Source organism: Nonomuraea muscovyensis, from assembly GCF_014207745.1.
Classification (GTDB): Bacteria; Actinomycetota; Actinomycetes; order Streptosporangiales; family Streptosporangiaceae; genus Nonomuraea; species Nonomuraea muscovyensis.
In genome coordinates this window covers 2,199,235-2,219,236 of record NZ_JACHJB010000002.1, presented here as the reverse complement: position 1 = coordinate 2,219,236, position 20,002 = coordinate 2,199,235, and the positions used below count along the sequence as shown (strand labels likewise).

The window sequence follows — 20,002 nt, the reverse complement described above, 5'->3', positions numbered from 1 at the left end:
CTTTGGTCCTAGGACCCTTCGTTCGCGGCGCGCCCCAGGGACACGTCCGGCTCCGGAGCGCGCACCTCCTCGGGTGACCGGTCGGGGCGCAGGCCCCGCCACGACGGGTGCCGCAGCCGCCCGTCGCCGGTCACCTCGGCGTACTGCACCTCGCCCACCAGCCGGGGCTCCACCCAGTGCGCGTCGCGGGCGAACTCCCTCGGCACCGGCACCCCGAACGGCGAGCCGGGCCGCTCCAGCGGGGCCAGCTCCTCGTGCAGGGCCGTGAGCATGGCCTCGGTGAAGCCGGTGCCGACATGGCCCACGTACAGCAGCCGGGCGCGGTCGTCGTACCCGCCCAGCAGCAGCGACCCGATCCGGCCAGAGCGCCGCCCCGAGCCCGGCTTCCACCCGCCGACGACCACCTCCAGGTGGAAGAAGTTCTTCACCTTGGTCCACTCCGCGCTGCGCCGGCCCGGCCGGTACGGCGAGTCGCGCCGCTTGACCACCACGCCCTCCAGGCCGAGCGTCCGGCTGGCCGCCAGCGCCGCACGCGGGTCACCGCCGAACGCCACCGGAACCTGCCAGCGGAACCCCGGCGTGACCAGGCTCGCAAGGAGCTCGCGCCGCTCGTCGTACGGCAGCCGCACGACGCTGCGGTCGTCCACGTGCAGCACATCGAAGATCATGTACGTGACGGGCACCGCCCTGACCAGCTCGGCCACCTTGGCGGGGTTGCGCTGGTGCATGCGCGGGGCGAGCGCGGCGAAGCTGAGCCGCCCGGCGTCGTCGAACGCGACGATCTCCCCGTCGAGCACCGCGTCACGCCCGTCGAGGGCCCCCGCCAGCGGATACAGCTCCGGGTAGGCGAGCGTCACGTCCCTGCCGTTGCGCGACATCATCCGCAGCGCCCCGGCCTCGGCGTACGCCAGGCCGCGGACGCCGTCCCACTTCATCTCCGCGCTCCACAGGTGGTGCTGCGCGGGCGGTGGCAGGGAACCGAGCTGGGCCAGCATCGGCTGGTAGGTGGGCAGTCGCCCCATCAAGTCCTCCCGAGGAGCCCGTCGCCTTCAGACGACGGGGGAATCGGGAGCGGGAGGGCCACCGCGTCCCGAGTGTGCCGTGACCTGCCAGGTTCGGGCATGGGAGATCTCCGTTCATCGCGCATGAGAGAGGTGACGCGGTGATACTGATCGTGTGGCTCGTCAGGCGCGTATCTCCGCCAGCGTTGCGTATGACGTCGGGTATCCCGTCGCGTGGTGCCCGAAGCGCCGCCGTCCGGTTCTTGGCGGCCGGGTGAAGACTCCTCTGGAGGAGTTGGTCCACGCCGAGGCCGTGTCCACCCGGATGGTGCGGCGCTGCATCGACACGCGGGACGGGCGGGCAGCCAGGGCGGGTGGCCGTGCGTAGGTCGTTCAAGTTCCTGTTGCGTCCCACCCGCAAGCAGGTCGCGGCGCTCACCGCGTGCCTGGCAGACCACCAGCAGTTGTACAACGCCGCGTTGGAGCACCGTCGCACTGCCTACCGCAAGGCGGGTGTGACGGTGCGCTACGGCGAGCAGTCGGCGGAGTTGAAGCACATTCGGGCCGATGATCCCGGCGGGCAGGGCCGGTGGTCGTTCTCCTCTCAGCAGGCCACCTTGCGGCGGTTGGACAAGGCGTTCGCCGCGTTCTTCGCCCGTGTCAAGGCCGGGCGCGCGCCCGGGTTCCCGCGTTTCAAGGGCAAGGGCTGGTTCGACACCGTGGAGTGGCCCAAGGACGGTGACGGCTGCCGGTGGGATTCCCAGCCCGGCCACCCGGCCGCCACCTACGTGCGGCTTCAGGGCATCGGGCAGGTCCGTGTCCACCAGCACCGGCGGGTGCTCGGCACCGTCAAGACGATCAGCGTGAAACGGGAAGGCCGCCGCTGGTACGTGATCCTGTCCTGCGATGATGTGCCCGCCCAGCCGTTGCCCGCCACGGGTGTGGCCGTCGGCATCGACATGGGCGTCGCCTGGCTGGTCACCACCAGCGATGGCGAGCACGTCGCCAACCAGCGCCACCTTGCCGCGTGCGCTGACCGGCTCGCGGCGGCCCAGCGAGACCTGTCTCGCAAGCAACGCGGCTCCAACCGCCGCCGCAAGGCCGTGGCCCGGGTCGCGGCCCTGCACGCCAAGGTGCGCAGGCAGCGCCTCGACGGCGCGCACAAGGCGGCGCTCGCGCTGGTCGGTGTCTACGACGTGATCGTGCACGAAGCGCTCCAGGTCGCCAACATGACCAGCCGGGCGGCACCGAAACCGGACGGTGAGGGCGGATGGCTGCCCAACGGGGCAGCCGCCAAGTCGGGGCTGAACAAGAGCATCCTGGACGCGGGTTGGGGGGTGTTCCTGACGATCTTGTCGCACAAGGCTGGAAGCGCCGGTCGAGAGCTGATCGCGGTGAACCCCGCCGACACCTCCCGCACCTGCTCGCGATGCGGGCACTGTGTGGCGGAGAACCGCGTCACCCAGGCCGGGTTCCGATGTTGGGCGTGCGGGCACACCGCGCACGCCGACGCGAACGCGGCGGTCAACATCTTGAGGGCAGGGCTTGCCCTTCGCGACGCCGCGCGAGCGGCTTAGCGAGAAGCCGCTCCCATCGGGGAGCGGAGGAGTCACGCCCGTTGGCCTTCCCCGCGCCACCACACCCTACGGCCGGGCGCGGGTATCGGCGGGGTCAAGTCCCGCTAATCGGCCGCCTCGCCCGCCATGCCCCTGAGCCCGCAGGGACCTTTGACGCCGCTCCACCCGGGGCGGGTCTCGTACGCGGTGATGCCGTGCGTCAGGTCGTGAAGTCGGCGAAGTCGAAGCCCGGCGACACGACGCAGCTCACCAGCACGGCCTCGGCCGCCGACGGGCGGGCCGGCTGCCAGGCGCCGCCGGGCACCACCGCCTGCGGCACCTGACCCTCCTCGACCGCCGGCCCCAGGATGATCGTCGCGCCGTCCACCGTGAGCGACAGCGGGCCGCCGCGGTGCCACAGCCATACCTCGTCGGAGCGGACCCGGTGCGGGATCGACTCCTCGCCGGGCTGCAGCAGGAAGTAGACGCCGGTGGCGCTGGCCCATCGTCAGCTCCACGGGAGGAGTCTACGGAGAGCTCCGGCCGGGCGCGAAATGTCGGTCGGCGTGGCTAGTGTGCTGCAAGTGATCGAACGGTTGAGCCGCGATCAGACGCCCGCACCGGCATCCGCCCGCAAGGCGGCGCCCGCCGAGGGGACCGGGCGGGGGTCCGGCGCCGCGTCCGTGCGGCATGGGCGGGTGGCGGCGGGCCTGGCCGAGCTGGAGCGGTGGCTGGCCGACCAGGTGCGCCAGGGCCTGACGGCGGCCGGTGAGCGCGACTGGGCCGACCTGGCCAGACGGCTGGTCGACGCCCAGGCCCCCGGCGTCGCGGGCATCGTCTCGCGGCTGGCCCGGGTGCGGGCCGAGGACGACTGGCCGGGGCGGCTGCTGGAGGAATACGCGCTGCTCCACCTCCTGGCCGTGGCCTACCGGCGACGGGCCGAGCTGCCGGAGCCGCTCGCCCGCACGGTGCTCATCCGGACGGGCTTCCCGGTGACGCGCGAGGAGGTGCTGGCCGGGCCGGTGGTGCGCGACCGCTGGGACGTGCTCGGGCGGCGCGACGAGACGCAGGACCGGCTGACGGCCCGCCGGGTGTGGCTGCGCGGCCGTGCCACGGGGCGGGCGGCCCTGGTGCTGTCGTTCGCCCCGCCCGGCCGGCCGCTCGACGACTCCCTCGTCACGGGCGCTGTCATCGACGCCGACCTGGCCTTCTACCCGGGCGCCACCCCGCTCCGCGCCCTGGTGGCGGGGGCGCCTGAGGACGCGGCCGGTCGCGGGCGGGCGGGCGGGCCGCCGGGGGTGTCGCCGGAGGCGGCCATGGACGAGGTGGCGAGGGCGCTGGCCGGCGATCCCTGGATCGACTCCTGGCCGCTCGTGCTGGCGGACGTCGTGCCCACCCGGGCGGCCCTGGGCGGGTTCCCGCTGCATCCCGGGGCGCGCGACCCGTGGTGGCTGATCGCCGTGTCCGGCGGGCGGCCCGTCACGGTCGCCGCCGAATGGAGCCCGCGGGGCCTGCGCCCGTTGACCACCTGGGACGACGACGGCACGGTGGTGATCGGGTGAGCTGGGCGGAGCTGGCCTCGACGGCCCTGGTGGGCACCGACCGCAGGCCGTACGAGGGGGAGTTGCTGGCGGACGCGGCGGTGGAGGTCGCGCGGCGGCGCGCCGGCCGGGCCCCACGCCGCGACGGCGAGCCGCCGGGGGCGGCGCCCGAGGAGGAGCAGGCGGCGGTGAGCCGGCAGGCGGGGGAGCGGCTGGTGCGGATCATGGGCGGCGAGCACGAGCGGCTGCTGCCCGAATGGCTCGCCGCGGCGGCGGCCACCGGCCGCAGGGTGCCCCCGTACGCGCTGCCCGGCCTGCTCGACCGGGGCGCCCGTGACCGGTCGATCCGCGCCCATCTCGGCGTGCTCGCCGGGCGGCGCGGCCGGTGGCTGGCGAGCCTCAACCCCGCCTGGGCCTACCTGCTGGAGGAGCCCACCGGCCAGACGTGGGAGCTGGGCGGCGCCGCCGACCGCCGGGCCCACCTGCGCCGGCTCAGGGCCTCCGACCCCGAGGCGGCCCGGCTCCTGCTGGAGAGCACGTGGGAGGAGGAGACACCCGGTGACCGCGCGGAGTTCGTGGAGGTGCTGGCCGACGGCCTGTCCATGGCCGACGAGCCGTTCCTGGAGCGGGCGCTCGACGACCGCAGGCGTGAGGTGCGCCAGCAGGCCGCCAACCTGCTCGCCCGGCTGACCGCCTCCCGCCTGGCCGGGCGGATGGCCGCACGCGCCGCCGCGTGCCTCACCATCGCGGCCGGCGTGATCACCGTGGAAGCCCCCCACGCCTGCGACAAGGCGATGGAACGCGACGGCATCAGGGCCAAGCCGCCGCGCGGCACCGGCGAGCGCGCCTGGTGGCTGCAGCAGCTCATCGCCCGGGCACCGCTGTCCGTCTGGCCGCACCCGCCGGGCCGGCTGCTCGCGATGCGTGTCCCCGAGTGGGACGCCGAGGTGAAGGCCGGCTGGGTGCGAGCGGCCGTGCTGCAGCGCGATCCGGAGTGGGCGCGGGCGATGTTCGCCTGGGACCCGATCGCCGACCTGCTCAGCGCGCTCGGCCCCGCGGAGCAGCAGGAGCTCGCCGCCGCGTTCGTGCACCGGCACGACGTCGACAGCCAGCTCATCATGGTGCTGGGCGGCGTGTCACCGCACTGGCGCGACGGGCTGGCGACCGCCGTGCTCGCCAAGATCGTCAAGGTGGCGGCCACCCAGCCGTGGAACCTCGGCGAGCTGGCCAAGCTGGCCGCCGAACGCATCGACCCGGCGCTCGGCGAGGCGGCCGGCCACTACTCACCGGAGCCGGCCGTGCAGCGGGTCGCCGCCGTGCTGCGGTTCCGGGCCGACATGTTGGAGGAGCTTCGATGACCGTCCTGCGCCCGCACGCCGAAGAGCAGTACGCCGAGGAACTGGCGATGCTGGCCAAGGAGGACGACCGGCGGCGGCCGCCCGGCTGGCGGCTGTCGCCGTGGGCCGTGACCACCTACGTCCTGGGCGACGGCGAGCGCATCACCCCCAAGTACGTGGGCGCCCGCCGCATCGTCGAGGTGGCCGTCGCCACCCTCGCCACCGACCGCGCGCTGCTGCTGCTCGGTGTGCCGGGCACCGCCAAGACATGGCTGTCGGAGCACCTGGCCGCCGCCGTCAGCGGCGACTCGACCCTGCTCGTCCAGGGCACGGCCGGCACCGCGGAGGAAGCCGTCCGATACGGCTGGAACTACGCCCGGCTGCTGGCCGAGGGCCCGTCCCTCGACGCGCTGACCCCCTCGCCGGTGATGCGGGCGATGGCCGAGGGGCGCGTGGCTCGGGTGGAGGAGCTCACCCGGATGCCGTCCGACGTGCAGGACGCCCTGATCACCGTGCTGTCGGAGAAGACGCTGCCGATCCACGAGCTGGGCCGCGAGGTGCAGGCGCAGCGCGGGTTCAACCTGATCGCCACCGCCAACGACCGCGACCGCGGCGTCAACGAGCTGTCCAGCGCGCTGCGCCGCCGGTTCAACACGGTGGTGCTGCCGGTGCCCGCCACGCCGGAGGAGGAGGTGGACATCGTCGCCCGGCGCGTCGCCCAACTCGGCCGTTCCCTCGAGCTGCCCGAGGCCGGCACGGGCCTGGAGGAGATCCGCCGCGTGGTGACGGTCTTCCGCGAGCTGCGCGCCGGCGTCACCGAGGACGGCCGCACCAAGCTCAAGTCGCCCACCGGCACCCTGTCCACCGCCGAGGCGATCTCGGTGCTCACCGGCGGCATCGCCCTCGCGGCGCACTTCGGCGACGGGGTGCTGCGCCCGGCCGACGTGGCCGCCGGGATCGTCGGCGCCGTGGTGCAGGAGCCGGTGTCCGACCGGGTGGTGTGGCGCGAATACCTGGAGACGGTCGTCCGCGAGCGTCCCGGCTGGCGCGACTTCTACCGCGCGTGCCGGGAGGTGTCGTGAGGGCGGGCGACGGCCGTGCACGCTCGGCTGGAGCGGCCGGTCACGAGGGCCGTGAGGGTGCGGGGGAGCGCGGGACGGTCGTGCGCCGGCAGGGGGTGGGGGTGTCGTGAGCGGCGTGTCCGTGCTGGGGGTGCGGCACCACGGGCCCGGGTCGGCGCGGGCCGTGCGGGAGGAGTTGCGGCGCCTGCGTCCCGACGTGATCCTCGTGGAGGGCCCGCCGGAGGCCGACGGGCTGGTGGGGCTCGCCGCCGACCTGGAGCCGCCGGTCGCGCTGCTCGCGCACGTGCCCGGCAGCCCGTCGAGCGCGGCGTTCTGGCCGTTCGCCGGGTTCTCGCCGGAGTGGCAGGCCATCCTGTACGGCGTCGCCCACGGCGTCCCCGTGCGCTTCTGCGACCTGCCCGCCGCCCACTCCCTCGCGGAGGAGGCCCGGACCCGGCCCGAGGAGGCTCGCCTCGACCCCGTCGCCGCCCTGGCCGTCGCCGGCGGCTACGACGACCCCGAACGCTGGTGGGAGGACGTCGTCGAGCACCGGGGCGACACGCCGTTCGAGGTGATCGCCGAGGCCATGGCCGCCGTGCGGGAGGGACACACGCCGGACGAGCGTGAGGCGCGGCGCGAGGCGTACATGCGCAAGACCCTGCGCGCCGCGCTCCGGCAGGGCCACGAGCGGATCGCGGTCGTCTGCGGCGCCTGGCACGTGCCGGCGCTGACCGGGCCGCCGCCACCCGCCAGGGCGGACGACGCGCTCCTGCGCGGTCTGCCCAGGGTGCGGGCCGAGCTGACCTGGGTCCCGTGGACGTACGAGCGGCTCTCCTGGTGGAGCGGCTACGGCGCCGGCATCGGCGCGCCCGGCTGGTACCACCACCTGTTCACCGTCCCCGACCGGCCCGTCGAACGATGGCTGGCCGGCGCGGCCGCGCTGCTGCGCGACGAGGGGCTGGCCGTCTCGCCCGCGCACGTCATCGAGGCGGCACGGCTCGCGCACAGCCTGGCGACACTGCGCGGCCGCCCGCTGGCCGGGCTCGGCGAGGTGACCGACGCCGTCAGGGCCGTGCTGTGCGAGGGCGACGACGTGCTGGTCGAGCTGATCCACGGCCGCATGGTCGTCGGCGACCGGCTCGGACGGGTGACCGACGGCACGCCCATGGTGCCCCTCCAGCGCGACCTGCGCGAACGGCAGCGCCGGCTCAGGCTCGGACCGGAGGCGCTCGACCGGGAGCTGACCCTCGACCTGCGCAAGCCGCTCGACCTCGAACGCAGCCATCTGCTCCACCGCCTGCGGCTGCTCGGCGCCGACTGGGGCACGCCGGGCGAGTCGCGCGGCACGGGCACGTTCAGGGAGACGTGGACGCTGCGCTGGCGGCCCGAGTACGACCTCGCGCTCATCGAGGCCGCCGCGCTGGGCGTCACGGTGGCGGGCGCCGCCGCGCGGCGCGCCCGCGACCTGGCCGCCGCCGCGCCCGTCACGCTGGCCGACCTGACGGCGCTGGTCGAGCGGTGCCTGCTGGCCGAGCTGCCGGAGGCGCTGCCGGACGTGCTGGCGGCGCTGTCGGCCAAGGCTGCCGTCGCCACGGACGTCACCCACCTGATGGCGGCGTTGCCGGCGATGGTCCGCGCCCACCGCTACGGCGACGTGCGCGGCACCTCCGAGCAGGGGCTGGCGGTGATCGTGCGGTCGATGCTCGACCGGATCTGCGTCGGGCTCCCGGTCGCGGTGACGGGCCTCGACGACGCCGCGGCGGCCGGGCTGCTCGCCCGCGTGGACGCCGTCCACACGGCGATCGCCCTCCTGGACGACCCGCCCGCCCCTCTCGCCCGTCGCCAGGACTCCGCCGAGTCGCGAACGACTCCCGCCTCCGGGGGGACCCCCGCCTCCGGGGGGACCCCCGCCTCGGGGGTGATTCCTGACTCGGAGGTGATTCCCGCCTCGGGGACGACCGCCAGAGGGAGGTGGCTGGAGACGCTGCGGGGGTTGTGCGACCGGCCCGGGTTGCACGGGCTGATCGAGGGGCGGCTGACGCGGATCCTGTTCGACGCGGGCGAGCTCGGCGACGTGTCCGCGCGGATGTCGAGGGCGATGTCGCCCGGCCATCCGCCGGCCAGGGCGGCGGCGTGGGTGGAGGGGTTCCTCACGGGCGGCGGGCTGCTGCTCGTGCACGACTCCCGGCTGCTCGGCCTGGTCGACGGCTGGCTGACAGGGCTGCCGGCCGACCGGTTCACCGAGGTGTTGCCGTTGCTCCGCCGGACGTTCGGCGGCTTCGCCGCACCGGAACGCAGGGCCATCGGCGAGCGCGTGCGCGCGGCCGGGCCGCACGGCCGGCGGGACGAAGGACCCGACGTGGACGAGCGCCGGGCGGCGGCGGCCGTCGGCACCGTGCTCGCGATCCTCGGCCGGGACCGGGGCCGCGCGGATGGGTGAGCGGCGTGCCGGGCAGGGTGTGCCGGGCAGGGCGGGTGGGGCGGGGTGTGCCGGGCAGGGCGGGTCGGCGCAGCGGTGGGAGAAGGGACGCGGTCCAGGAGCGCCGGCTCGTGGTGCTCGGAGATGCGCCGGTCGTGGGAGGGGTGGGCTTGTGGATCAGGACAGCGATGAGCGGCTGCGCAGGTGGCGGCTGGTGCTGGGCGGAGGTGCGGCCGACGGCACCGGCGTGGGGCTGAGCGGCGCCGATGCGCGCGCCGACGGGGCGCTGGCCGCCGTCTACGACCGGGAGGGCGGGCTCGGGGCGTCGGCGCCCAAGGTGGCGCGGTGGCTGGGCGACATCCGGGGCTGCTTCCCGTCCACCGTCGTGCAGGTCATGCAGCGCGACGCGATCGACCGCCTCGACCTCACCAGGCTGCTGCTCGAACCCGAGATGCTGGAGGCCGTGGAGCCCGACGTGCACCTGGTCGGCACGCTGCTCACGCTCAACCGGGTGCTGCCCGACCGGGCGCGCGAGTCGGCGAGGGCGGTGGTGCGCTCGGTCGTCGACGGGCTCGAACGCAGGCTCGCCGGCAGGACACGGGCCGCCGTCGCCGGCGCGCTCGACCGTTCGGCCAGGACCCGCCGGCCGAAGCGGGCGGCCGACATCGACTGGGACCGCACGATCAGGGCCAACCTGCGTCACTACCTGCCCGAACGGGCGACTGTGGTGCCGTCGCGGCTGGTCGGCTACGCCCGTAGGGAACGGGCGGTGCGGCGTGAGGTGGTGCTGTGCGTCGACCAGAGCGGTTCGATGGCGGCCTCGGTGGTGTACGCGGGGGTGTTCGGGGCGGCGCTGGCCTCGATGCGGTCTCTCAGGACCTCGCTCGTCGCGTTCGACACGGCCGTGGCGGACCTGACCGACCGGCTGCGCGACCCGGTGGAGCTGCTGTTCGGCACCCAGCTCGGTGGCGGGACCGACATCAACCGGGCCCTCGCGTACGCGCAGGGCCTGATCACCCGGCCGGCCGGTTCGATCCTCATCCTGATCAGCGACCTGTTCGAGGGCGGGGTGCGTGAGGAGATGCTGCGCCGGGTGGCGGCGCTGACCCAGGCGGGCGTCCAGGTGATCGTGCTGCTGGCTCTGTCGGACGAGGGGGCGCCGTCGTACGACCACGACAACGCCGCCGCGCTGGCCGCGATGGGGGTGCCCGCGTTCGCGTGCACCCCCGACGCGTTCCCCGACCTGATGGCCGCCGCGATCGAGCGGCGCGACATCACCCGCTGGGTCGAACGCCACACCACCTGAGCGTCCGCACCATCCGCAACCACCACACCATCCGAAACCGTCACATCATCCGATCGGCCATGCGTCCCGATCCGCCACGCCACCCGCGCACCCGGTCAGTGGCCGGACGGGTCGGGCCGGGCGCGGCGCGGGAGCAGGAACGACAGCGCGAACGTGAGGGCCAGCAGCCCGATCTCGACCCAGACCGTCACCTGCATGGCCGAGCCGAAGCTCCACCGGCGCGCGAGCAGGTCGAACAGGAGCGTGCCCAGCATGGCGGTGCCTAGGGCCGCACCGAGCTGCTGGATCGCGGTCAGCGTGCCGGAGGCGGAGCCCGACTCGTGCTCGTCGACCCCGGCCAGCACGATGTCGAAGAACGGCGCCATCGTCAGCCCCATCCCGATGCCGACCAGTGCCAGGCCGGGGGCGAGCTGCCAGGGGCCGACGTCGAGACCGGCCAGGTGGATGGTCAGGCCGAGCACCCCGGCGCCGAGGGCCATGACGCCGGTGCCGATCTGCAGCAGGCCGCGCCCGAGCTTCTCCTGCAGCCCCGACATGGCCAGCCCGAACCCGATGACGCCCCCGACGGCCTGGGGCAGGCCGGTGAGACCGGCCTTGAGCGGGCTGAAGCCGAGGCCCACCTGGGTGTAGAGGGTGAAGACCAGGCTCAGCCCGATCAGCCCCGAGAAGAACGCGAGCCCGGCCACCAGGCCGCCGGTGAACGCCCGCTTGCGGAACAGGCTCGGCGTGACCAGCGGGTCCTTGCCGGAACGGGCCCGGCGCGACTCGTGGGCGCCGAACGCGGCGAACACCGCGAGCGAGGCCACCATCGACGCGAACGTCCAGGCGGGCCAGCCCAGCTCCTGCCCCTGGATGAGCGGGAAGACGAGCAGGAACCCGGCAACGGACACCAGCAGCACGCCGACCAGGTCGAGCCGGGTGGCGTTCGACAGCCGCAGCTCCGGCAGCAGCCGCATGCCGGCCACGGCGGCGGCCAGCCCCACCGGCAGGTTGATCAGGAAGATCATGCGCCAGCCGGTGCCGAACAGGTCGGCGTCGACCAGCCAGCCGGCCAGGATCGGCCCGCCCACCGACGAGGTCGCGATGACCGGCCCGAACAGGCCGAACGCCTTGCCGATCTCCTCGGGCGGGAACATCTCCCTGATCAGGCCGAGCCCCTGCGGGATCATCACGGCCCCGAACAGGCCCTGCAGCACCCGGCCGGCGACGAGCATCTCGGGGCCGGCGGCCAGGCCGCACAGCAGGGACGTCGCGGTGAAGCCGAACGCCCCGAGGACGAACATGCGCCTGCGGCCGAACAGGTCGCCGAGCCGGCCGCCGGTGATCAGGCCGACGGCCATGGCCAGCGTGTAGCCGGCGCCCAGCCACTGCACCAGGCTCGCCGAGCCGCCCAGGTCCTCCCGGATGGACGGCGCCGCGATGGTGGTGACGAGCGCGTCGAGTAAGTCCATGACCTCGGCGGCGAGGATCACGGCGAGGGCGGCCCAGCGCCGGCGGTACGGCTGGTGGGTCGCCGCCGGGGCGGTGACGGTGGTCATGCGGTCACTCCTTCAGAAACGTCGTTCGACTTACGAACACCGTTCGTTGGCGGACACTGTTCTAGTGACGAACAGTGTTCGTGTCAAGTACAGTGTTCGTATGGCAAGCGACGCTGACGTACCGGCCCCGCCGTGGCGCACCCCCCGGCGGAAGGCGCAGCCGAGACCGCAGCTCAGCCAGGAGCTGATCGTCGAGACGGGCCTCGCCGTCCTCGACGCCGAGGGGCTCGACGGGCTGAGCATGCGGCGGGTGGCGCAGGAGCTCGGCACCGGCCCCGCCTCGCTGTACGCGCACGTGTCCGGCAAGGAGGAGTTGCTGGAGCTCATCTACGACCGGGTGCTCGGCGAGATCCGGCTGCCCGCGCCCGACCCGGCCCGCTGGCGGGAGCAGCTTCGCGCCTACGCCGAGGAGACGCACCGGGTCCTGGCCCGCCACGCCGACGTGGCGAGGGCGGCCCTGGCCGGCATCCCCACCGGGCCCAACGCCGTCCGGCTCGCCGAGTACGTGTTCGGCTTGCTCGTCGAGGCGGGCATGCCGCCCCGCGAGGCGTCGCTGGCCCTCGACCGGCTCACCCTCTACATCAGCGGCGACGCCTTCGAGGGCTCCCTGCACTACGCCAGGATGCGGGCCGCCGAGCAGTCCGGCACGGAGGAGTACTTCCGCCACTACGTCTCGCAGGTGGCCGACTACTTCCGCTCGCTGCCGCCTGAGCGCTTCCCGTACATCAGCCGCCACGTCGACGCGCTGATCGCCGACGGCGGCGAGGCGCGCTTCCGGTACGGCCTGGACCTCCTGCTCGCGGGACTCGCGGCCCGCATGCCGGACGCCGCCGCGAAACCCTAGACCGGCGGGCAGGACCCTTCTAGGCCCAATTGCCTAGGGCGTCCGCCCGATGTGCCACGGCCGGGTGCGGCTCTAGCGTCGCCCGTATGACATCCACTGTTGAAGCCGTCGAGACCCCCGCCCCGGGTGTGGGATCCCCCGGATACCGGTCGATCAGCGTCGGGCTGGTCGCGTTGATCATGTTGGTGGCGTTCGAGGCGATGGCGGTGGCCACGGCGATGCCCGTCGTCGCCCGCGACCTCGACGGCATGGACCTGTACAACCTGGCCTTCAGCGCCACCCTGGCGGCCAGCGTCATCGCCACGGTGCTCGGCGGGCGCTGGGGCGACGTGAAGGGCCCCGTGACGCCGCTCGCCGCGGGCGTGGCGACCTTCGTGGCCGGGCTGCTGGTGGCGGGGTTCGCGCAGAGCATGGAGGCGTTCGTCGCCGGCCGGTTCGTCCAGGGGCTCGGCGCGGGCCTGATCCAGGTCTCGCTGTACGTGCTCGTCGCCCGGGTCTACCCGGCGGCTGCGCACCCCAAGGTGTTCGCCCTGTTCTCGGCCGCGTGGGTGGTGCCGTCCATGGTCGGGCCGGCCATCACCGGCCTCGTCGTGCAGAACGCCGACTGGCGGTGGGTCTTCCTCGGCGTCTCCCTCATCGTCGTGCCGGCGGCGCTGCTGCTGTGGCGCGGCATCGCCGGCCACGCGCTGCGCGGCGGCATCGCCGAGCCCGCTCCGGGCCTCGGCCGCAAGCTCGTCTGGGCCACGCTGACCGCCGTCGCCGCCGCGCTCATCCAGTACGGCAGCGCGCTCAAGCTGGCCGGCCTGCCGCTGCTCGCCGCCGGGGTCGTGCTGCTCGCCGTGGCGCTGCCGAAGCTGCTGCCCGCCGGGTCGCTGCGGGCCGCCCGCGGCCTGCCGAGCGCCCCCGTGCTGCGCGGCCTGGCCTACGGCTCGCTCATGGCCGCCGAGGTGCTCATCCCGCTCATGCTGATCAACGAGCGCGGGCTCAGCGCGACCGGTGCGGGCATCGTGCTGACCGTCGGCGCGCTTGGCTGGTCCACCGGATCGTGGATCAAGGGCCGTGGCGCGATCAGCCACCTCACGGCCATCCGGGGTGGGGCTATCATGATCGCGATCGGCATCGCGCTGGTCTCGCTCGTCCTCGTCGACGCGGTGCCGCTCGTCGTCGCCCACGTCGCCATGGCCATCGCCGGGCTCGGCATCGGCGCCCTGCACCCGACCGTGTCGGTGCTGGTGCTGGAGATGTCCAAGGCCGGGGAGGAGGGCGCGAACACCGCCGCCATGGGCGTCGGCGAGTCCGTCTTCACCGTGGTCGCCGTGGCCCTGTCCGGGGCCGTGTTCACCGCCGCCGGCGGCTCGTACCTGGCCGGTCTGGCCTGCACGTTCGTGCTGGCCGTGCTGGCGGTGCTCGTGGCCCCTCGTTTTGCGCGGTCCGCGAAGGCGGGCACTATGGAGGGAACCGCGTCATAAGAGGGGGATAAATGCCGCGTGTGCGTGAGCTGGAGGTCTTCCGGGTGGCCCTGCCATTCGGAAGGCGCTCGGAGAGCCTGCTCGTCAAGCTCACCGACTACGCCGGCATGACCGGATGGGGCGAGGCCCTCGCCCCCCAGCCCAAGACGTGGTCCCGGCTGGAGGAGTCGCTCGGCGCGCTGCTCGTCGGCGTCGACTGGGAGCACCCCGACGCCGTCCCCGGCACCGACTCGGCGGTCGACATGGCCTGCTGGGACCTGTGGACCAGGATGCGCGGCGTCCCCCTGGCCCACGCCGTCGGCGGCACCCGCACCTCGCTGATGGCCACTGTCCGGCTGGAGCCCGACAAGTCGGTCGAACACCTGGTCACCCGGGTCAACCAGCAGGTGTGCGCCGGCTACGGCCACGTCACGCTCGACATCCGTCCCGGCTGGGACGTCGAGCCGGTGCGCGCCGTCCGGGCGGCCTACCCGGCGCTCACCCTGGCCGTCGACGGCGATGGCTCCTACACCGACGGCGGGCAGCTCGTCGCGCTCGACTCCTACGGCATCGAGGTCATCGAACGCCCCTTCCCCGTCACCGACGTCGACGCCCACGCCACCCTGCAGGACCAGGTCGCCGCCGCCGTCGCGGTCGAGGTCCGCTCCACGGCCGAGCTGGACGACTACCTGACGCTGCGGGCGGCCCGGGTGCTGCTGCTGCGCCCCACCGCGTTCCCGTCGCTCACCGAGGCCCGCCGCGCCCACGACCGGGCCGCGGCGGCCGGCTGGGACATCCAGTGCGCGGGCGGCCAGGGCGCCGGCCTGGCCCGGGCGGCCACGGTCGCGCTGGCCAGCCTGCCGGGCTGCACGCTGGCGTGCGACGTCACCCAGCCACCCCGCCAGAACCAGATCGTCACCCCCATCGTCGGCGCCGTGGCCGGCGTCATCGCCGTCCCGCTGACCCAGCCGGGCCTCGGCCACACGATCGACGAGGACCGGGTGCGCCGCATGGCGAAGGACCACTTCCAGGCGTGACACCGATGTGATCTTGAGGCCCTGTACTACTGCCTGATCTCGTGACGTTCGAGCCAATGCCTTGTGCCCTCACGCGCGGGTTGCTCGATGCGCTCTTGGCCGAAATTGATCGGGACGTCCTGGTTGAACTCCTGTGCGTTGACCCGCAGCCGCTCTGTGTGTGGTCCCGGATCTGGAAGCGGGGAAAGCTCGCCGGTATTCGGTGGGTGTGATTCCCACATGCAGGGCGAAGTGGTGGCGGAGATTGTTGGCGGTGCCCAACCCGCTGCGCTCGCTGATGTGGTCGATGGGCAGGTCGGTGGTCTCCAGCAGGACTTGCGCGCGGGCGAGACGCTGATGGAGCAGCCACTTCATCGGGCTCATGCCGGTTGAAGCCTGGAGGTGCCGGTGAAAACTGCGCGCGCTCATTCCCGCGCGCGCGGCCAGGTCGGCGACGGTGAGCGGACGGTCGAGATTTTCCAAGGCCCAGTGCAGCACAGGCGCGATACCGTCGTCGGTCACGGCGATGACGCGTTCCACGAATTGGGCCTGACCGCCCGGCCGATGGGCGGGAACCACCAGGCGCCGGGCCAGTTGGTTGGCCACCTGCGCGCCGAGGTCCCGACGGACAATGTGCAGGCACAGGTCGAGGCCGCCGCTGAGGCCGGCACTGGTGAGCACATCACCGTCGTCGACGTACAGCGCCGAGCCATCGACCTTCACCTTGGGAAACCGCTCGGCCAAGACATGAGTGTGTTCCCAGTGGGCGGTGGCGAGGCGGCCGTCGAGGAGGCCCGCGGCAGCGAGCCCGAACGCGCCGTTGCACAGCGAGACCATGCGGGCCCCCGCGGCTCTGGCCCGCTGAAGCGCGCTGATCAACTCCGCTGGAAGGTCGCGGTCGCCCCTCACGTACTCCTCCGGCACGGCCGGGACGATCACGGTATCGACCTTCTCCAACTCGTCCAATCCGTATGGCGCGTTCAGCACGAATCCTGGCCGGGGGGAGGAGATTCCTGGACGCATCCCGCACAACCGCAGGTCGTACCAAGGGTTCGCGAGATCGTTATGGGCCACGCCGAAGACCGCTGAGGCGATGCCCAGCTCGTACATGTCCCACATGGGGATGGCGTTGTCGATCACGACCAGCGCAATGGAACCAGCACTCACGAGTACACCCTATGGCAGGAATTTGGTGAACATCGGCGGTCCTGCCAGTGTCGGACGACGACGCGTGAGGCCATGCTGGTTGACCGTCGTGACCGGCAACGGAGAGGGAAGAGACAGACGTGGCAAGGAACACCTATGACGATCAGGGGAAGGGTGTCGACGGACCACGCGCCGGCCACCGTGTTCGTGAACCCCGGCCACCCGACGACAGTCCGGAACCGTATGCGGGGAAGATCGGGGCCGCTGGTCAGGTCCGGCGCGGGCGAAGCTCCTCCCGTTCTCGCCGCCGCCCCGCTGGTAATCGTCCGCGTGCGGGACCGCGCCGCCGTCCGCGAGTGGCCCGCACCGGCTCAGGCGGCGTCGTCCGGCCGGGTCCCGGCCCATCTCACGTGAGGCGTGTCCGACAAGCTCGCGCGATGGCCGGGGGACCGCCGGACATGGGCCTGATTCCTGGACGGGGCACTCGCAGTCATCGACCGCGGGGTGGGGAAGTCTTGCCGGACAGCACACGAAGGCCCTGGGAAGTGCATTTTCTCTGGTCGGCGCATTTCACAGGGTCTTCGTGTGCTGGTGATTCACTCCAGCAGCCTGCAGGGGCAATAGCGGGGCTGTCGAGGACAACCGCTGAAGTGGTTTCGTGCCGGTCGGCCGGCTACTTCTCCCACTCGTAGAGCCCGAGGACGTTGCCGTCAGGGTCGGTCACGTAGGCGAAATACCCGTCGGCGAGGGGCAGGTGAACCTTCTCGGTCACGATCCCACCGCCGGCTTCGGTCAGCTGCTTGATCTTCTCGTCGATGCTTTCCACCTCGATGAGAATGGTTGGCTGCGTGATGCCGATGTCGCGCGTCACCACGCCGCCGTTCACCGAGCCGGGCTTCAGCGGCGTGTGCCTCTCGCCCGTCTGGCTGGTGTAGGCCATACGGAAACTGAGTGCGTCGCCTCCGTCCTCCGGATGTCTGGGCTGAATGTCCCAGCCGAATACGTCACGATACCAATCCGAGGCCCGGTCGATATCGCGCACCGGCACGTCGAACCAGAAAACCTTGTTCATCTTCATTCTCCTTCTCCGGTCGTTCGTCCTTCGTGATGAACACTAGGAGAGTTCGGATGAGACTGACAAGTACTGACTTAATTGTAAGCACCTACATCATGGTTAGCAGGGAGGAGGCGATGGTGCGGCAATATCCCGCGGCATGCGGCCTGGGTATCGCTTTGGCGGCCATTTCCGGTAAATGGAAGGCGACGATCCTATGGGAGCTGCACAGCCGGCCGGTGCGCTTCGGCGAATTGAGAAGGCGCATCCCCGGCATCAGCGAGAAGGTTCTGTTCGAACAACTCCGGGCGATGGAGGCGGACGGCCTGATACGGCGCGATGTCTATGACGAAGTGCCGTCCAGGGTGGAATACACCGTGACCCCGGCCGGCGCTTCACTCAACGCCACCGTCCACGCCCTGGCCGAATGGGGCCTTGAGCATGTGTCCGACATCAGGGTCATGGCCACTGCTGACGGGCGCTGATCGCGTCGTGTCGCCGGCGCCGCAAACCTCGCAACCAGCGGCGTACCCCGCGCTCACCCTCGCCGTCGTCGGCGCCGACGCGGGCGTCATCGCCGTGCCCCTGACCCAGCCGGGTCTCGGGCACACGATCGACGAGGACCGCGTACGCCGCATGTCGAAGGACCACTTCCAGGCGTGACACCGGTGTGATCTTGCGGCCCTAGCGTGATCGAGTGGCCGAGACCCCCGAGGTGACCAGGTGGCGCACGCTGTGGCTCATGCTGCGCACCCGCCCGCGCACCCTCGTGCCGGAGACGTTCGCCTTCGCCTGCGGCATGGTCGTCGTGGGAGCCGCCGGCGCCTGGCTGGTCCACCTGGCGTCCGCGTTCGGCCCGATCCTCGCCGCACTCACCGCGGCGAGCTGCGGCGTTTGCCTGCTCTCCTGTGCGGTGGCCTGGTGGCCGAGGTTCGGCTGGCGCAACCGCCGCCTGTCCCTCGAGGACCATCCCCGGCTGCGCGCGGTGGTGCGGGAGGCGGTGGAGCTGGCCGGCTGGGACAAGGTCCCCACGGTCCGCGTGCGCGCGTGGGCGGAGGTGCTGGCCTGGCGTGGCCGGTGGGGCCGCGGAGAGTTGATGCTCGGGCTTCCTCTGCTCGTCGGGCTGCGTCCCGACGAGCTGCGCGCGGTCATCGTGCGGGAGCTGCTCTATTGCACCACCCTCCGTGAGCACGAGCGCCATGTCCTCATCCTCAACAGCATCGACGTCAGGCGGGCGGTGTCGGGGCGGCCGGACGGGCATCGGGCCCCGCTGCGCGCGCACGCCCTCCGGCTGCGGCGAGAGCTGTGGAAGGCCACGGCCGACCGGGTGGGCCACGACGTCCTCGCCCGGGCCACCCGGCGCGGGACGGTGGTCGGTCACGCCTTCGGCTGGTATCTGGACTCGAACGTCCTGCCCTTCCGCGAGTCCGGGCACGTCGCCGATCTCTACCGGCACTTCCACTGGAAGATCGCGGACGACGGGCTGCTCGACAGGATGAGACCCGCCGTCGACCGCCATGTGGCCGACCGGCTGGACCGCCACGAAGCCGCCCTGCTGGAGGAGTTCGGCTGGAAGGCCGGCGAGCCCGTGGAGCCCATCACCGGCGCCGTTCTGCAGTGGATCCCCGACGCGCTGGAGCGCGGCCTCGGCCGCGTCGTGCAGAAGGAGCACGTCAAGGGCTTCCCGCTGCGCTCGAAGCCGCTCCGGCTGGGCGATTTCACCCCCGAACTGTGGTCGGCGATGGCGGCGAGCCGGTGGCAGGCGCTCTTCACCGCCATGGCCGCCTTGCTAGGGCGCGAGGTGTACGCGCTGGACGCCGTCCGGCTGGCGCGGGACGGACGGGCCGCCGAGCTGGACTGGTGGCACACCGCCGATCCGTGCCCCCATCCCACCCCGGCGGTGTGCGTGCTCGTCACCCTGCTCGACGTGGAACTGCGGGCGCGCGGGTACGTCCACACCCACCCCGTGCGGCACCGCCTGCTGACCGGCCCCCTCGGCGACACCGTCGACGTCGTGGAGCTGGCCGGCCGGATCGAGCGCGGCCTGCCGTACCCGTTCGACCTGGGAGGCGACATGGCGGGCAGCGACCCCGACGCGGACGCGCGGCGGCTGGCGGCGGAGCATCTGCGGGGCGGTGACGCGACCGGCTGGTTCGAGCGGCTGTACGCCGAGTCGGCGACGGGTGACGCGGTCGTCCCGTGGGACGCCCGCGCGCCGCATCCGCTGCTCGTCGAGTGGGCGCTGGAACGCGCCGGGAAGGGCGGCCGGGCGCTGGTGGTGGGGGCGGGGCTGGGGGACGACGCCGAGTACGTCGCCCGGCTCGGCTACGACACCGTCGCCTTCGATGTCAGCCCGTCGGCGGTGCGGCTGGCCCAGCGGCGCTTCCCCGGGACGCGGGTCGCCTACCAGGCGGCGAACCTGCTCGACCCGCCGGCCGGGTGGCGGGAGGCGTTCGACCTGGTCGTGGAGGTCATGACCGTTCAGTCGCTGCCCGAACACCTGCACGGGCCGGCCCTCGAGCGGGTCGCCGGGTTCGTACGGCCCGGCGGCACGCTCGTCGTGATCGCGTCGGCGCGTGACGAGGACGGGCCCGTGTTCGCCCCGCCGTGGCCGCTGACGCCCGCCGAGATCGGCGCGTTCGCCGAGCACGGGCTGGTCGCCGACCGGATCGAGGACCTGCGCGAGCCGGAGCGGCGCCGCTGGCGGGCGACGTTCACCAGGCCGTTGGGATGAC

17 protein-coding genes are annotated in these 20,002 nt (G+C 73.0%); 12 read left to right on the top strand and 5 right to left on the bottom strand.

Annotated features, from left to right (window positions below; translation table 11 throughout):
- Positions 1 to 8: 8 nt before the first annotated feature.
- Positions 9 to 1,022, bottom strand: a complete 1,014-nt coding sequence (gene ligD, locus FHU36_RS27055; protein WP_185086614.1) for a non-homologous end-joining DNA ligase — start codon at positions 1,020 to 1,022, stop codon at positions 9 to 11.
- Between the two features lie 359 nt (positions 1,023 to 1,381).
- Between ligD and FHU36_RS27050 the strand changes: the two genes are divergently transcribed.
- On the top strand, positions 1,382 to 2,578 hold the full coding sequence (locus tag FHU36_RS27050) for an RNA-guided endonuclease InsQ/TnpB family protein (protein WP_312891853.1): 1,197 nt from the start codon (positions 1,382 to 1,384) through the stop codon (positions 2,576 to 2,578).
- A 199-nt stretch (positions 2,579 to 2,777) separates the two neighbouring features.
- Here FHU36_RS27050 and FHU36_RS27045 read toward each other — a convergent pair whose 3' ends face one another.
- Positions 2,778 to 3,011 carry a cupin domain-containing protein gene (locus FHU36_RS27045; protein WP_312891966.1) on the bottom strand — a complete coding sequence of 78 codons (234 nt, stop codon included), beginning with the start codon at positions 3,009 to 3,011 and terminating at the stop codon, positions 2,778 to 2,780.
- Between the two features lie 130 nt (positions 3,012 to 3,141).
- On the opposite strand from FHU36_RS27045, the gene FHU36_RS27040 reads away from it, so the two are divergent.
- The 5 genes from FHU36_RS27040 (at position 3,142) to FHU36_RS27020 (ending at position 10,221) form a co-directional block, all read left to right on the top strand.
- Positions 3,142 to 4,119 carry an SWIM zinc finger family protein gene (locus tag FHU36_RS27040; RefSeq protein WP_312891852.1) on the top strand — a complete coding sequence of 326 codons (978 nt, stop codon included), beginning with the start codon at positions 3,142 to 3,144 and terminating at the stop codon, positions 4,117 to 4,119.
- Complete coding sequence (locus FHU36_RS27035) at positions 4,116 to 5,456, top strand: DUF5691 domain-containing protein (RefSeq protein WP_312891851.1); 1,341 nt, start codon at positions 4,116 to 4,118, stop codon at positions 5,454 to 5,456. Before FHU36_RS27040 ends, FHU36_RS27035 begins: the two co-directional genes overlap by 4 nt.
- Positions 5,453 to 6,517 (top strand): ATP-binding protein, encoded by a 1,065-nt coding sequence (locus FHU36_RS27030; protein ID WP_185086612.1) that lies wholly within the window; start codon positions 5,453 to 5,455, stop codon positions 6,515 to 6,517. The genes FHU36_RS27035 and FHU36_RS27030 overlap by 4 nt, the downstream gene beginning before the upstream one ends.
- 106 nt (positions 6,518 to 6,623) lie before the next feature.
- Positions 6,624 to 8,936, top strand: a complete 2,313-nt coding sequence (locus tag FHU36_RS27025; RefSeq protein WP_185086611.1) for a DUF5682 family protein — start codon at positions 6,624 to 6,626, stop codon at positions 8,934 to 8,936.
- Between the two features lie 151 nt (positions 8,937 to 9,087).
- Entirely contained in the window at positions 9,088 to 10,221 is a 1,134-nt protein-coding gene (locus FHU36_RS27020) for a VWA domain-containing protein (RefSeq protein ID WP_312891850.1), read from the top strand.
- A gap of 95 nt (positions 10,222 to 10,316) precedes the next feature.
- Here the strand turns inward: FHU36_RS27020 and FHU36_RS27015 are convergent, their stop codons facing one another.
- Complete coding sequence (locus FHU36_RS27015; protein ID WP_185086609.1) at positions 10,317 to 11,759, bottom strand: MFS transporter; 1,443 nt, start codon at positions 11,757 to 11,759, stop codon at positions 10,317 to 10,319.
- A gap of 100 nt (positions 11,760 to 11,859) precedes the next feature.
- Between FHU36_RS27015 and FHU36_RS27010 the strand changes: the two genes are divergently transcribed.
- The 3 genes from FHU36_RS27010 (at position 11,860) to FHU36_RS27000 (ending at position 15,088) form a co-directional block, all read left to right on the top strand.
- On the top strand, positions 11,860 to 12,603 hold the full coding sequence (locus FHU36_RS27010; RefSeq protein WP_185086608.1) for a TetR/AcrR family transcriptional regulator: 744 nt from the start codon (positions 11,860 to 11,862) through the stop codon (positions 12,601 to 12,603).
- Between the two features lie 86 nt (positions 12,604 to 12,689).
- Positions 12,690 to 14,072, top strand: a complete 1,383-nt coding sequence (locus FHU36_RS27005) for an MFS transporter (protein ID WP_221496595.1) — start codon at positions 12,690 to 12,692, stop codon at positions 14,070 to 14,072.
- Between the two features lie 11 nt (positions 14,073 to 14,083).
- Positions 14,084 to 15,088, top strand: coding sequence for an enolase C-terminal domain-like protein (locus tag FHU36_RS27000; protein ID WP_185086607.1), 1,005 nt, complete (start codon positions 14,084 to 14,086; stop codon positions 15,086 to 15,088).
- 69 nt (positions 15,089 to 15,157) lie between these two features.
- On the opposite strand, the gene FHU36_RS26995 is transcribed toward FHU36_RS27000, so the two are convergent.
- Together FHU36_RS26995 and FHU36_RS26990 are read right to left on the bottom strand one after the other, a co-directional pair.
- The gene (locus tag FHU36_RS26995; RefSeq protein WP_185087661.1) at positions 15,158 to 16,186 is read right to left on the bottom strand and encodes a GlxA family transcriptional regulator; all 1,029 of its coding nucleotides are present in this window, start codon (positions 16,184 to 16,186) and stop codon (positions 15,158 to 15,160) included.
- 700 nt (positions 16,187 to 16,886) lie between these two features.
- Complete coding sequence (locus FHU36_RS26990; protein WP_185086606.1) at positions 16,887 to 17,285, bottom strand: VOC family protein; 399 nt, start codon at positions 17,283 to 17,285, stop codon at positions 16,887 to 16,889.
- A 119-nt stretch (positions 17,286 to 17,404) separates the two neighbouring features.
- Between FHU36_RS26990 and FHU36_RS26985 the strand changes: the two genes are divergently transcribed.
- From FHU36_RS26985 to FHU36_RS46530, 3 genes are read left to right on the top strand one after another with little or no spacing between them, the layout of a single operon-like run.
- Complete coding sequence (locus FHU36_RS26985) at positions 17,405 to 17,752, top strand: winged helix-turn-helix transcriptional regulator (RefSeq protein WP_185086605.1); 348 nt, start codon at positions 17,405 to 17,407, stop codon at positions 17,750 to 17,752.
- A 7-nt stretch (positions 17,753 to 17,759) separates the two neighbouring features.
- The gene (locus tag FHU36_RS26980) at positions 17,760 to 17,930 is read left to right on the top strand and encodes a hypothetical protein (RefSeq protein ID WP_185086604.1); all 171 of its coding nucleotides are present in this window, start codon (positions 17,760 to 17,762) and stop codon (positions 17,928 to 17,930) included.
- A gap of 34 nt (positions 17,931 to 17,964) precedes the next feature.
- The gene (locus FHU36_RS46530; RefSeq protein WP_221496594.1) at positions 17,965 to 20,001 is read left to right on the top strand and encodes a methyltransferase domain-containing protein; all 2,037 of its coding nucleotides are present in this window, start codon (positions 17,965 to 17,967) and stop codon (positions 19,999 to 20,001) included.
- The last annotated feature ends 1 nt before the right edge of the window (position 20,002 follow it).

Bases quoted from the DNA above. Each gene is read 5' to 3' on its own strand.
- ligD (WP_185086614.1), bottom strand. From the start codon at position 1,022: ATGGGGCGACTGCCCACCTACCAGCCGATGCTGGCCCAGCTCGGTTCC.
- FHU36_RS27030 (WP_185086612.1), top strand. From the start codon at position 5,453: ATGACCGTCCTGCGCCCGCACGCCGAAGAGCAGTACGCCGAGGAACTG.
- FHU36_RS27015 (WP_185086609.1), bottom strand. From the start codon at position 11,759: ATGACCACCGTCACCGCCCCGGCGGCGACCCACCAGCCGTACCGCCGG.
- FHU36_RS27010 (WP_185086608.1), top strand. From the start codon at position 11,860: ATGGCAAGCGACGCTGACGTACCGGCCCCGCCGTGGCGCACCCCCCGG.
- FHU36_RS27005 (WP_221496595.1), top strand. From the start codon at position 12,690: ATGACATCCACTGTTGAAGCCGTCGAGACCCCCGCCCCGGGTGTGGGA.
- FHU36_RS27000 (WP_185086607.1), top strand. From the start codon at position 14,084: ATGCCGCGTGTGCGTGAGCTGGAGGTCTTCCGGGTGGCCCTGCCATTC.
- FHU36_RS26995 (WP_185087661.1), bottom strand. From the start codon at position 16,186: ATGTGGGACATGTACGAGCTGGGCATCGCCTCAGCGGTCTTCGGCGTG.
- FHU36_RS26990 (WP_185086606.1), bottom strand. From the start codon at position 17,285: ATGAACAAGGTTTTCTGGTTCGACGTGCCGGTGCGCGATATCGACCGG.
- FHU36_RS26985 (WP_185086605.1), top strand. From the start codon at position 17,405: ATGGTGCGGCAATATCCCGCGGCATGCGGCCTGGGTATCGCTTTGGCG.